Below are 13,099 nucleotides of genomic sequence, written 5' to 3'. Positions count from 1 at the left end.
ATGTGCCATATGAAGGTGTAGCCTATCAGGTTGGAAGTTTAACGGATTTAGTTTCAGAGTTAGGGTTATCTATTCCAGAAGATTTATTGAAATCTGTAAAAAATTATGACATGGAAGATGAAGAATTATCTGGAGCTGATAGTTCACAGTATGATACATTTAAAGTTATAAAAAGTAAAAACATTGATAGGGATTGAGGAAAATGTTTAATGGCGAGAAATTGAGAGATATTCGTATGTTAAACGGATTATCCAGAAAAGAGCTTGCCAGTTTAATAGGAATAAGTGAGCAAGCAATTTGGCAGTATGAAAATAGTACCATACATCCAAGAATAGATATTATATCTGAGTTTTCTCGTTTTTTTAATGTAGATTCAAGATTTTTTATTACTAAGAACACATTATCTTATAAAGTTAGAGAAGAGTCTATTGCATATAGAAATGTGGACAGAGAGCAAAGATCAAAAACATCATCAGAAGCAATGTATTTGGAGTTTGTTGATGATTTAATTTCTCAAATGAATAATAAATTTGAAGGCATTAGTGGTCTGATTAATTATATTACAACGGAAGTAGAAAAAATGCGTTCTTCTGGTGCCACAGTAGCAGAATGTGCTAGTTTTGTTAGAGGTAAGCTTAATGTATTTTCAAATAAGAATTTACTATTAGCTGTTGAAAGGGCTGGAGTAATTGTCTTAGAGAAAGTTTTTACAAGCAATAAAACAGATGCGTATAGTTCTTGGGTTGGAGATACAGCGTACATTGTTTTAGGATCAACTCGAAAAACTCTGGTAAGAAGAAACTTTGACATAGTTCATGAATTAGGACATTTGGTATTGCATAGGAAAGTAAGTATAACATCTTTGACAAAAGAAGAATTCAGAGAGGTTGAAAATGAAGCAAATGAATTTGCGAGTTCATTCTTATTGCCCGAAGAAGAATTTTTATCAGATTTACAATTAATAAAATCAACTATATCTAATCCTAAAAGTTATATATATATGAAAGAAAAATATTTTGTTTCAATAGCAGCGATGGGTTATAGGGCGTATAATCTTGGTGAAATGACCACTAACCAAAAAACTACTTTTTTGTTAATATGAATAAATATAGATATAGACAAGAAGAACCTTTTGATAGAGAGTGGAAAATTAAAAAACCAAATTTTCTCTTATCATTTATTGACTTTTTAGATGAAAATAATATTTGGAAGTTTGAAGATATTTTAAATGAAAATCTTTATAAATTAAAATTTGTTAGTAATTTATTTTCTATAGAAGAAGACCTGTTGAAAAAGTATATAGATGATGATACTTATGGCATAAAGAAATTTCCAGTATTTTAGTTTTAGAGACTACATAATTTGTAGTCTCTTTTTTATTGATAAAATGTATAGGAGAGGGGGTGATATAGTGTTAAAAAAACTTTTTAGATACAGAGGTCGAAGAATTCGTTATTCTTCAAGAAATTTGTTGGCACTCTATCGAGTGCTATTTTTTATGCCAATTTTTGTTTGTTTAGGCTATTTTGTTGGCTATAAATGGCTTTATCCATTGTATCTCTCAAATCCACCTGATTGGAAAATTTATATTGTGCCAGCGTTAATCATTGTAGGTGTTTCGATAGGTGCAATTGTGCTAATTATATTGCTTGTTAAGGCTTCAATTATCAATTCAGGCTATTTTTCTAAAGTAGAACAACGTCAAGTGTTAGCTCGTATGATTATTGACAATGGCTATTATACGAAGAAGCAAGTTAAAGGTAGTGATGGCAAAACAAGAGAAAAAATCAAGTTTCCAAAAATTTATTATAAGTCTGCAAAAAATAGTATTTTTGTTTCATTTGAAACAGCAGGTAATAAATTTCAAGAGAAGTTTGAAACCATTGGGGGGTTTTTGGAAACAGCGTTTCATGCAGATAATTTAAGTCAGACTAGTGAAAAAGGATTTGTAATGTATGAGTTAGCAACTGATGTGTATAGTAAACGTATTTCCATTAGAGATATGCAAGCAGATCAAGGTAAAGTCCAGTTGATGAAAGGGTTATATTGGCATTTCGATAAAGACCCGCATATGTTGATTGGAGGAGGTACAGGTGGGGGTAAAACTTTTACCATTCTTTCTTTAATCTATGCTTTGTGTCGTGTGGGTGAAATAGAAATTTGTGACCCAAAAAATTCAGATTTAATGGCATTAGGTAGATTACCTTTATTTGAAGGAAAAGTTTTTACAGGGAAAACGGATATTGTCAATTGTATTAAAAATGCAGTACAGGAAATGGAAGAACGATTCAAAACTATCAACGAGAGTCCAAAATTTAAAATGGGTAAAAATTATGCTTATTACGGATTAAAACCAAAATTTATTGTCGTAGATGAATTTGCTGCATTTAAAGCAGAATTAGCGAATGACTATGCAACTGATGGTGATGTAGATGAATATTTAACCCAACTTATTTTAAAAGCTCGTCAAGCAGGAATTTTCTTTATTGTTGCTATGCAAAGACCAGATGGCGAGTTTATCAAAACGGCATTAAGAGATCAATTTATGTTTCGTATGTCGGTTGGCCGTTTATCAGAAACTGGTATTTTGATGATTTTCGGTGATGAAAATAAAAATAAAAAGTTTAAATATGTTGAAAAAATTGATGGATTAAAGGTTTATGGACGTGGCTATGTTGCCTTAGGTGGTTCTGTTGCAAGAGAATTTTATAGCCCGCAAGTACCACAAGATTTTGACTTCATTCAGGAATTTATCAAGATTTCTAAAGAATTAGGATATGAAGATGTTTCAAAAGAAGTGCAAGAAGAAGTATCTCAAAAAATATCTAAGCATGTGGATAAAGAAGCCCTTGCTGAAATTGATGAAGAGTTAGAAGCAGGACAAGCAAAGTTAGCTAAGTTAAGTGAAAAATTTGGATAATAAGAAAGGAGCTTTTTATTGGATTCTAGTGAAATAATCAAGCGCGTTAGAGAACGAGTATATGTTGAAGTCAAGAAACGATACAAAAAGCCTGATTTAGATACACGTATTCGTGACATTCTCTATGAACAATCAGAAAGCTATGCAAAATTAGTTCGATTTTCTAATGGAAAGCGAATAAAAAAATTAACTGATCCTGTTGAGTTTGAAAAATTTATGGAAAATAAGGGAACTAAAATTGTTGAAGAAGTAATCTTTGCTTTGAATAAAAAGGAGGAAAAAGAAAGTGAAATTTAAATCGCAAGGACAAATGCTAAGTTATGTAAAGGAGAAGGAACAAGAAATTATTAAAGAAGTTGAGCGGAGGGCAGAAAAAGAAGGGGTTTCAGATGATAATAGATTACTTGATTATAAGTCTTTAGTGACTTCTATTTTAGATGCAGAAGCTGTTTATGATGAAGATAGACCAGTTGAGGAAAAGAAATTCTCAACATCACAAGAAGTTGATAAGTATTTAGAAACAAGATTTAAGGAGCATATGGATTCTGCTTGGAAAGAAATGTTTGGTAAGTAGGTGTGAAGCATGTTTTCATTTGATGAAGTAATTTTAGCGTTAGATAATGCTATTTCTTTAAAAACTTTGAAGAATTGGGCAAATAAAATTGAAAAGTTAACTGATGTCCAATTTGTTCGCCAATATGCTAAAAATAAACAAGGCAGAAATTACTCGTATAAAGTTTTTAGTGGGAATCAAATTGAACAATTTAACGAATTAGTTCAATTAAGGAAACAAAACGTACCGTTAGAGCAGGCAATGATTGAGGTATTTATGTCTGTAGAAGAAAAAGAAAAACGACAAGTAATTACTATTGCAAAAATAGATTTTGAAGAAAATAAAGCAACAGTGAAAGAACTAATTGATTTAGTAAAAGATGTCTTGTCGGATAATGCAGAGATAAAAAAACGACTGAAAGTTCTAGAAATGAAGCAAGGAATAGCAGGAGAGCAGACTAGAAGTTGCTAGGGATTGTTGCGTGATTTGTAGATAGAATAGGGGCGGCGCCCCAAGGCGCCCGCCCCTATTCTATCGTTAACAAAAGTAGCAACGTATATCCCAAATACTTCTAGTCGTGAGGTAGGGCAAGCCCACCTCAAAAGTTTCTACCCCCGTTTTATAACATGGGGGTAGAATTTAACATACCATATAAAAAAGTTGCTTAAACACTATGTCTCGCAAGGGATTGAGCGATTATGTTTTTGGAAACTTTTTAGTAGATATTTGGAAACTTTTTTTGGAAGTAGGGTTAAATAGTGAGGGGCGTTGATTTAAAGAGATATAGAAAAGAATTAAAATTGAAACAAATAGAAATGTGTCAATTGTTGTCTATCACTAAAGGTTTTTATTCTAATTTAGAATCTGGAAAACGACCGATTACACAAGAGATGGAGAAAAAAATAGTGGAAGTATTGCATATTGATGGTGGTCATGCTTCGGTAGAAGCAAAAATTGACTTTCTAAGAATACGATTTAAAACATTAGATGTTCGGACAGTTATTGAGAATTTGTTGCACATGGATATGAACTGGTTTACTCGTGAATCTAGAGGGTTTTATCATTACACAGAAACATTTTCATATAGCTCTATTCGGATTTTTCGGAATCCAGAAAATGTGAATATGGGTATCATGTTAGACTTATCAGGTGAAGGTTGTCGCCAATTAGAAGAAATTTTTGAGGAAGATAACAACAGATCGTGGACAGAATTTTTTCGTTCTCTTTATGATGATGATATTTTCGGTCAAGGTATTTTGGTAGATACAAAAATTACACGAATTGATATTGCTCTTGATGAATTGATTGTGAAAGGTCAAGAAAATTTTGATTTGTATATTTTGAAAGAAAAAATGGAACAAGGGCTTGTGGATACTACATTTAAGAATTTTGATTTTAGTGGGGGCTTTGCTTATGAAAATAAAAAAATGGTAAATAAAGGTTTGTCTCTTTATTTTGGCAGTCGTCAATCGCCATTATATTTTAACTTTTACCAAAAAGATTATGAGTTAGCACGAAAAGAAAGTGTAAGTGTTGAGGAAGCAAGAGAAAAATATGAAATTAAAAATCGATACGAAATTCGCCTTTCTGATGAAAAGGCGTTTTTATTTGTCGAATATTTTCTATCGAGTGGTGAATCGTTGGATTGGTTAGTGAAAGAAATTATTAATCAATCTTTGACAGTTTTTGACATTGAAGAGGGTGCGAAAGTTTATTGCAAAGCTTGGTATGATGTCGTAGACAAATTGGAAGGTTTAAAATTGTCTGTTCAAGGTGAAAAACCGTCTATTGAGAAAACACTTCGATGGTTATCAAATTATTTAGCCCCTTCATTAAAGATGATTAAAGAAATTGATAATCTGTTAGGAACAAATGAATTGATGGAGCGTATTGATTTAGCAGAATTAAAAGAGAAACATGAAGAAATAATTGAAATGGTGTGTGTTGATGCAAAAGATTTATTGTTTACCACTAATCAAAATAGCAGTGTTCGATCTTATATGGAACAAGAATTTGATTTAGAGGAAGCATATCCATTTTAGACTTCCTCTGAAAATTCTTTTTCTAAAGCGTTTTTTAGCATGGTTGAAATATCACAGTATTTAGTAAATGGTGTCGGTATAGTACCCATAGGTTTGCAAGTGTGGCAATTGAACCAATAACGATGTTTTATTTTTGAATAACCTTCTGTTAAGGAAACTTTAATAGACCAACCGTTTCCAATAGATAAACTGTGTTTTTTAAATAATTTGAATGACGCTTTTGGTTTGTATGTAGTATTTAATTCGCTTTGAAGGTTTTCGCAAAGTGAACCTAAAATTTTTTCACTAATAATATCGTCTTGTATTTTTAACATAATTTACACCTTGAAAGGAAGATTTTAATGAATGAGTTTACAGATTTTTCAGTGATAATTAATGGTGAGCATATTATACACAATGATTTTATCATAACAGATGGAAAAAGTCAGATGACTTTACAGAAAATAGAAGATTTACCTAAGTTATTAAGAAAACGTTGGTTGATGTTAATTGCTCCCATGACAAATTTTGATAAAAGTGGAATGAAAATACCTACTACCAACGGAATTGATTTGATTTTTAGAAAAGACATAAAAGTAACGCCAATTTATGACGAAGAGGTGTATGGATAAATGAGTAGAGAAGTTATTGAACGAAACACAAAAGTAGTAATTGCTATTACTGGAAAAATGAAAAAAGGTAGAAATGATTTACAAAAAACAAAAGAAAAAATTGTTCAATTAGATGAACAAGGAGAATTGACTATTCCTTTTTTAAAGACTACTTTTGAAAAGCTTTTAGAATCAAATGAAGAGCTTTTAAAAGAAATTTCAAGATATGAATATACTTATGTGGTTCATGAGGCAGAAATGACGGTTAAAGAGAAAGCAATTTGGGAAGAATTTTTCAGTATAAAAAAATTGTATGATAAAGAGCTTTCAGAATTTGCCAGTTTTAAAGAGAAGTATAAATATTTTGAGCCTAAAAATAGTGAAGAATTAAAAAAACAAGCTCGATTGCTGTTAGAAAAGAAAGGGTATATTGTTGATAGTCCATTTGAAGGAGATTTTGAAAGATGGATTGGCGTTTATGCTAGACCTAAAGATAAACCAACTTATTTAGATCCAACGGATGGAGAAGAAGCTGGATTACAAGAATTGTACAGTGTAGATGGATTTAAGCAAGACTTTGCGGAATGGTTTGAGGGAGAAATTGTGGAAGGTAAATTAATTAACATGGTGTAAAGTAGAAGAAATATTGTGATAAAACACACAATTTTTGGAGAAAACAAGTATAATTAAGTAAGCCAATATTGTAAAAAATGGAGGAACGAAAATGGAGAAAAAAACTAAAATGTCAGGGAAAAAGAAAATGTTGGTTGTTGTGGCTACGCTTGTAGTTGTTGGTGGTGGCGCTGGATTAGTTGTTCATAATCAGAAAGTTCAAGCGGAAAAAATTGAATTACAGGAAAAAGAATCCTACAAAAATTTACAGGATCAAGCAGATAATGCAATAAAAAAAGCTTATGATACACGTAGTGCTAAAGAGATTAAATTAGCAAAAGAAGCAATTGATCAATTAAAAAATGAAGATAAAAAAGAGCCGATGAACAAGATTTTAAAGCTAGAATCGTTTTTAGCATTAATTAAAAAGACGGATCAATTGCTTTCAATTGCTGAAAAGTCTAAGAAGGACAGTGATGTAAAAGTAGCACAGGAAAGTATTGATTCTGAAAAAGATGTTTATTTAGTAAAAGATAAAAAATCACACCAAATTCGTCTTGATAAATTAAAAAAATCAATTGAGGAACAAAAGAAAAAAGAAACTGAAAAGAAGAAAAAATCAGTAGAAGATAAGGCAAAACAGGAGAAAGAACCTTCAACTACTGAAAGCAATGTAGCGGAGGTAACTCCTGAAAAAACAAATAAAGAAAAACCGAACGCTACACCAACTGTTACATCGGAGAATCAAGAAGCAGGTGTGGAATCAGCACAAGAACCAAATAGTCAACTTAGTCCTAATAACGAAGCCGCTGGTTCAATAACACCTGATTATAATTCAAATACAGGTGGTGGATCAACTGGGGGAAATACTATTCAACCAACACCTACCCCAGAGCCAACGCCTAATCCGACACCAGCTCCGAGTCCAACGCCAGAACCAACACCTGCACCAGAACCTACACCTGATCCAACGCCTGATCCAACACCAAGTCAACAATGGGTTGGTTGGTGGAACGATGGTAAGCAATTGCACAGTGCAGGAACATTCAATTCAGAATCTGAAGCATTAGCTGCAGCTGAATCATTATATGATGCAAATGGAATGGTAGGAACTTACGGAGCTTCACAATTATAAATGAATACTTTTGTTAGCAGACAACTCATGTATTAATCTGAGTTGTTTTTTTTATTACAGATATATAAAGAAGGTGAGTATTTGACCATGATACGAGCACCTTCTTTTTGTATATATTTTTGATGTTTCAAAATAAATATAAAGAAGAAGGAGAAAGAAATGAAATTTTCAAGAAAAATTAAAAATTTAGCGATGATTGGAGTTATTGGTCTGCAGACTTTGTTTACTGCCGTTCCAGTTAATGCAGTCACCGCTTCAGATGTTTCATTTGATCATAATAACGAGCGTGAGATGTCTGTTACATGGAAAGGAGAAACGAGAGATATATGGACTGCGCCGATTTATTTAGATCAAGGTACTGGAAAAGAATTAGTGTTTTGCGTGGATCCATTTAGTCATGTTTTAGAAGGGACAGGGTATTCAAGTAATCCTTTTGCTTTGAACCGAAAAGCAAATTTGATAAGCTCTCTGTGGAATCTAGCTGGTACTGATTTAGATACAATGTTTGTAGCGCAAGAAATGCTTTATAACGAAGTGGGAGCTGTTGTTCATTCAAACGGTGATTTAACAGAAGAGCAAAGAATGACAATAAAGAAAAAAATTAATGATGTTATTGCAAATTATGAAAAACAACCTTCTTTTCATAATAGTAAGGTAAAACTAACTCTAGGCGAATCTACTGTATTAACAGATACGAATGGTTCGAATTTATCTCAATTTGATGTGGTAGCACAAAATACTGCTAATGTAGATTTCAGACAATCAGGAAATAAGTTAACCATTACACCTAAAAGTACGGCAAATTCTTCAGGTACATTAATCTTGAAAAAAAGTTTACGTGAAGGAACTCCTTTTATATGGAAAAAATCAGGGTCTCAAGAACTGATAAGTTCTGGTGTTTCAGACCCAAGTAAATACAAAATAGATTTTGAGATTGTAACAACAGGTGAAATGAAAATCGTTAAATTGGATAAAGAAACAGGAAAACCAGTTCCAAATACAAAATTTGAAGTAGAATATAACGGGAAAAAGCAAACGGTCACAACTGATACCAAAGGGGAAGCAATCGTAAAAAATATTCCTCATAATGCCAAAGTTAAAGCAACGGAAATTTTTGTACCTGCTCCATATGTCCTAGATAAAAACAATACCAAAGAAGTCGTAGTAAAAGCTGGAAAAACAGCTTCAGTAGAATTTAAAAATGAAGTAGCGACTGGGAAAACGACCTTAATAAAAGAAGATAAAACGACTAATTCTGATAAACCATTAAATCCTACATATCCAATGGTAGGAGCTAAGTATGGTTTATTTAAGGAAAATAGCACCTTGTTAAAAGAATTTACTTTAGATGAGAAACTAACTGCTTCAATGGACAAGTTAGACTTAGGAACGTATTACTGGCAAGAAACGGAAGCGCCAGCAGGATATACATTAGATCCAGAAAAACACGTGGTAGAATTGACATATAAAGATCAAAACACGCCTGTTGTAATTAAAGATTCAGAGAGTATAGACGATGTTATTCGTATGAATTTAGATGGTCAGAAAGTTATTCAAAACGAGACAAATGAAATTTTCAAAAACGGTGTAGAATTTACAGCTACTAATGAACGAACACAAGAAAAAACGGTTGTCACAACGGCCAATGTTGATGGAAAAAATGGATACTTTAAATTCGGAAATCTGCCGATTGATGATTATATCATTACTGAAACAAAAGGTGTTGAAGGCTACCAAAGTATTGATCCTATTGAAGTGAAGCATTCTTATGATAAAGAATCAGATACTTTCACCTTTACAGTGACTGACCAAAAAAGTGGAAATGTATTAAATACAGAACAATTTACACAAAAAGACTTATCTAAAGGCGAAAATGTTGATCTTGGCACGTATACATTAAAGGACAAAGCGACACCTATAGATACACCTTGGGTTGATATTGTTTCTATAGCGCATACTGGAGATGGAAAAACACGTTCGTTTATTTGGGGTAAAGAGGTTAAACTTTACGATGATGTAAAGATTTCTCATAAAAATATTCCACTAGGAACAAAACGTGCTTTTGAGGATATATTAGTTGCCGTAACACCAGATAATCAAGAAAAAGATGTTTGGTCTTCTGGAAAAATTGATTATAAAGTAGCCAATGAAAATATGACACAACGAGTAGAAACGAATTATGATTACAAAAAAGATCCAGAGGGGACACGATATTTCTTCAAAGTAATTGGTTACAGTAAAGTTTCTGATACAGAGTATAAACAAGATACCGAGCATAATTTTGATGGCAATCAAAAAAATCAGGAAATTATTCCTGCTCTTCCAGATAAACCTGAAATTAATATCTCCAGTCAAGCACACATAGGAGATAATAAAACTCAAACTTTTATTTGGGGAGAAAAAGTAAAGTTATACGATAATGTAAAAATTTCTCATAAAAATGTCGATGTTGATACAGAACGAGCATTTGAAACCATTCTAGTCGCTGTCACGCCTGATGGAAAGGAAAAGGACGCTTGGACTTCTGGAAAAGTTGATTATAAAGTAACGAAAAAGGATACAGTCCAGACGGTACAAGCTGATTATGACTATAAAAAAGACCTAAAAGGTACTCGCTACTATTTTAAAGAGATTGGTTATAACAAAACAAAAAATAATAAATATGAAAAAGATTCAGAGCATAACATCGGTGGAAAGGAAAAAACACAAGATATTACGCCTACTGTTAAAGAGGTACCTAAGAAAGAACCTAAAACGCCAAGTAATCCGAAACAAGCTGAACATGGACTATTGCCGTATACAGGAGAAGAAGCGAACATATGGCTAATTGGTGTAGGGGTTGTTTTATTAGGTAGTGTCTATGCGCTTGTTCAATACAAAAAACGAAAAAAACATATGAATAAATGATAGAAAACAAATAGTAGGTAAGAATGAATCAATTTCTTACCTACTATTTTATTATTCATTGAACGAATTATAGTGAATACTAAACTTCATATAACGGAGGAGTAGAAAAATACGAAAGAGGTGTTATTGACTAATAAATATGGTGAAAGAATTGTCGAAAGAAGAATTTGTCAATCAGTACATGTTTGATTTTAAGTCATTAATTTTTAAATCCAATAATCCTGAAAAAATAACAGCTAAACAAGAAAAACTCTTGGAATGTGAAAAGAAAATCGCTGTATTATTTTATGAAACGTATAGACGAATGAAGGGGTATCCGCCTGATGAAAAAGAACTGGGTAGGATTGTTCAAAGAAATTTTCTTGACCGTTTAAAGTTATTTCGAGTGGAATATGATGTGATTAGTGAAGAAAAATTTTGTGGTCTACACGTACAAATGGTCAAACAGCAAATGCCATTAGAAAAGTATCGAGCAGATGATTTATCTTATATTTTAGGACGAGAAAAGAAGGTGGCTGCTAATTATTTTCTCACACATGATGATTTTCCTATGGGTTATGAAGAACTAATGATAAGTCGTTCTAAAAAAGCAGTTACGCAGGGATTGGAAGAGTTAAGGGAAGAATTTATGGAAAGATACCATAAATATTACAGAAAAATGGAAAGGAGTTGTATTTTATGAATCAAAATATTATGCCAATTTTTAGAGAGCATAGTAAATTTTACCAAAAGTATTCAAATGTACCAGTTCCTGAAATGCTTCGATTGCATGGATTCATAGTTGATGAAATGCCAATTGATGAAGCAGATATTGTTTATATGGAAGAATATAAAAATTCTTTATTTAAAATGGGGATTATTATTGATGAAGCGCCTTTTAAAAAGGAATTTGTTGCGCAATACGTTTTTCATGGCGGTATAACTAGTTTGATTGCAGAAGGTCAATACTTGAGAAAGCCTAACGGGGATAAAATGTACAATTCGTATTATTTTTATTTGTATAAAGAAGGCTTTCAAACACATAAGGGGCATGTTAGAGAGAGAGTTTATGTTGAAAAGGCGATTAAATCTACTTTTTTAAAAACGTTTGAAAGTTGTTTGGGCTTATTAAGAGTAGGAGGGGAATATGAATTTAAAGAAAATTAAAAAGAAAGAGAAGAAAGAAAAAACACCAAAGGTTAAAACTTTTTCTCAAAAGAAAGCGAATCGGGTTGTGTTAATTGGCGCTAGTGTTTTACTGGTGATGTCAGGAGTTGGTGCGCTTCGAGCCAATGTGATGGCAAGTAATGTAGATAATTTGTATTCAAAAGTGGATACATTAAGTGAACAATCAAAAAAGAATAAAGTTGATAGAGAGGAGCTTGATTATTCAGCCCTCTCTTTTTATGTCGAAAATTTTGCGAAAGAGTATTTGAATTATAACTCGAAAGCTAGTGATGAAGCGAAAAAGGCTCGTATTGATCGATTATCTAAATATTTATCATTAGATGTAAAAAATGTTGATGAAACAGAAAATCTACAAGGGAATGTCTTACGTACGTTTAAAAATACGTCTTTATCACGTATAGAGAAAATGGAAGATTGTTATTTGGTTTATCTAAATGTGAATTATGAATTGGAGAAAGATAAAAAGACTGAAAATGTGACACAGAATATGGTTTTACCAATTCAAGTAAAAGACAATTTGTTTTCAATTGTAGGACGTCCTTATTTTGTAGCAAGTAGTTTACCACAAGGGAAAACAGTACCTCTAAAACAGACAGAAAATTCAATAGATGTTGATGGGAAAGAAAAACAATCTGTAGAGAAATTTTTAAAGATGTTTTTTACAAAATATTCAATTGGGAACAAACAAGAATTAATGTTGTTAATGAAAAATCCAACAACGACAGCTGGTCAAGACTCATTTGTTTCAATAGATTCAGGTGATATGAAATTTTTTGATACAAAGCAGAAAGGTGTAACAGGGGTTCAAGTATCGGTTACTTTTTCAGATAACACAACAAAATTAACGCATACTGAGGATTTTTCGCTTTGGTTATCTAAAACGGAGAATTCTTATTTTATTAATACGATGAAACATTACTTTACAGAGAAAGAAGGAAATGACTAATGAATACAGGCAATTTGAGTAGTTTTTTAAGTACAGGTTTTATTACAATTTTAGCAGCTGGTGCGATTATCTTGATTTTAAAACATTGGAAAGGTGCCGAATGGGCAAAAATTGGTTCAGTAATTGTCATTGCCTTAATTTTACAGGACTTTGCGACGAATCAAGGAAAAAATATTTTTGCAGTTGTTAAATGGGTATTAAGTTTAGTTGGAATTAAGATGTAGGTG

At 32.1% G+C, this 13,099-nt stretch carries 16 protein-coding genes; 15 read left to right on the top strand and 1 reads right to left on the bottom strand.

Annotated features, from left to right (window positions below; translation table 11 throughout):
* The first annotated feature begins 2 nt into the window (after positions 1–2).
* From IGI63_RS07495 to IGI63_RS07465, 7 genes are all read left to right on the top strand, one after another.
* On the top strand, positions 3–197 hold the full coding sequence (locus IGI63_RS07495) for a hypothetical protein (protein WP_429975579.1): 195 nt from the start codon (positions 3–5) through the stop codon (positions 195–197).
* A gap of 5 nt (positions 198–202) precedes the next feature.
* Complete coding sequence (locus IGI63_RS07490) at positions 203–1,102, top strand: XRE family transcriptional regulator (RefSeq protein ID WP_429975578.1); 900 nt, start codon at positions 203–205, stop codon at positions 1,100–1,102.
* A gap of 309 nt (positions 1,103–1,411) precedes the next feature.
* On the top strand, positions 1,412–2,920 hold the full coding sequence (locus IGI63_RS07485; RefSeq protein ID WP_429975577.1) for an FtsK/SpoIIIE domain-containing protein: 1,509 nt from the start codon (positions 1,412–1,414) through the stop codon (positions 2,918–2,920).
* A gap of 18 nt (positions 2,921–2,938) precedes the next feature.
* Positions 2,939–3,217: a hypothetical protein gene (locus tag IGI63_RS07480; protein ID WP_010716622.1), complete on the top strand. Its 279-nt coding sequence runs from the start codon at positions 2,939–2,941 to the stop codon at positions 3,215–3,217.
* Positions 3,207–3,494, top strand: coding sequence for a hypothetical protein (locus IGI63_RS07475; protein WP_033599777.1), 288 nt, complete (start codon positions 3,207–3,209; stop codon positions 3,492–3,494). Before IGI63_RS07480 ends, IGI63_RS07475 begins: the two co-directional genes overlap by 11 nt.
* A gap of 9 nt (positions 3,495–3,503) precedes the next feature.
* Positions 3,504–3,944 (top strand): hypothetical protein, encoded by a 441-nt coding sequence (locus tag IGI63_RS07470; RefSeq protein ID WP_010710100.1) that lies wholly within the window; start codon positions 3,504–3,506, stop codon positions 3,942–3,944.
* Positions 3,945–4,231: 287 nt separating this feature from the next.
* Positions 4,232–5,515: a replication initiation factor domain-containing protein gene (locus IGI63_RS07465; RefSeq protein WP_429975576.1), complete on the top strand. Its 1,284-nt coding sequence runs from the start codon at positions 4,232–4,234 to the stop codon at positions 5,513–5,515.
* Here IGI63_RS07465 and IGI63_RS07460 read toward each other — a convergent pair.
* Positions 5,512–5,829 carry a hypothetical protein gene (locus tag IGI63_RS07460; RefSeq protein WP_142428256.1) on the bottom strand — a complete coding sequence of 106 codons (318 nt, stop codon included), beginning with the start codon at positions 5,827–5,829 and terminating at the stop codon, positions 5,512–5,514. The genes IGI63_RS07465 and IGI63_RS07460 overlap by 4 nt on opposite strands.
* Positions 5,830–5,856: 27 nt before the next feature.
* On the opposite strand from IGI63_RS07460, the gene IGI63_RS07455 reads away from it, so the two are divergent.
* The 8 genes from IGI63_RS07455 (at position 5,857) to IGI63_RS07420 (ending at position 13,096) form a co-directional block, all read left to right on the top strand.
* Positions 5,857–6,126 (top strand): hypothetical protein, encoded by a 270-nt coding sequence (locus IGI63_RS07455; RefSeq protein ID WP_033628140.1) that lies wholly within the window; start codon positions 5,857–5,859, stop codon positions 6,124–6,126.
* The gene (locus IGI63_RS07450) at positions 6,127–6,738 is read left to right on the top strand and encodes a Phi-29-like late activator (RefSeq protein ID WP_429975575.1); all 612 of its coding nucleotides are present in this window, start codon (positions 6,127–6,129) and stop codon (positions 6,736–6,738) included.
* A gap of 91 nt (positions 6,739–6,829) precedes the next feature.
* The gene (locus IGI63_RS07445) at positions 6,830–7,852 is read left to right on the top strand and encodes a hypothetical protein (RefSeq protein WP_142428258.1); all 1,023 of its coding nucleotides are present in this window, start codon (positions 6,830–6,832) and stop codon (positions 7,850–7,852) included.
* 159 nt (positions 7,853–8,011) lie between these two features.
* Entirely contained in the window at positions 8,012–10,759 is a 2,748-nt protein-coding gene (locus tag IGI63_RS07440; RefSeq protein WP_429975574.1) for a SpaA isopeptide-forming pilin-related protein, read from the top strand.
* A gap of 139 nt (positions 10,760–10,898) precedes the next feature.
* The gene (locus IGI63_RS07435; RefSeq protein WP_429975573.1) at positions 10,899–11,441 is read left to right on the top strand and encodes a hypothetical protein; all 543 of its coding nucleotides are present in this window, start codon (positions 10,899–10,901) and stop codon (positions 11,439–11,441) included.
* Complete coding sequence (locus IGI63_RS07430; RefSeq protein WP_002380870.1) at positions 11,438–11,905, top strand: hypothetical protein; 468 nt, start codon at positions 11,438–11,440, stop codon at positions 11,903–11,905. Before IGI63_RS07435 ends, IGI63_RS07430 begins: the two co-directional genes overlap by 4 nt.
* On the top strand, positions 11,886–12,872 hold the full coding sequence (locus IGI63_RS07425) for a conjugal transfer protein (RefSeq protein WP_429975572.1): 987 nt from the start codon (positions 11,886–11,888) through the stop codon (positions 12,870–12,872). The genes IGI63_RS07430 and IGI63_RS07425 overlap by 20 nt, the downstream gene beginning before the upstream one ends.
* Entirely contained in the window at positions 12,872–13,096 is a 225-nt protein-coding gene (locus tag IGI63_RS07420) for a hypothetical protein (RefSeq protein WP_002394254.1), read from the top strand. Before IGI63_RS07425 ends, IGI63_RS07420 begins: the two co-directional genes overlap by 1 nt.
* Positions 13,097–13,099 lie beyond the last annotated feature (3 nt).

The sequence above is a fragment of the Enterococcus sp. DIV0086 genome (genome assembly GCF_050498705.1).
In the GTDB taxonomy this organism is placed as follows: Bacteria; Bacillota; Bacilli; order Lactobacillales; family Enterococcaceae; genus Enterococcus; species Enterococcus faecalis.
Note: the sequence above shows the minus strand (reverse complement) of the source record. Positions and strands in the feature narration are given on the sequence as shown.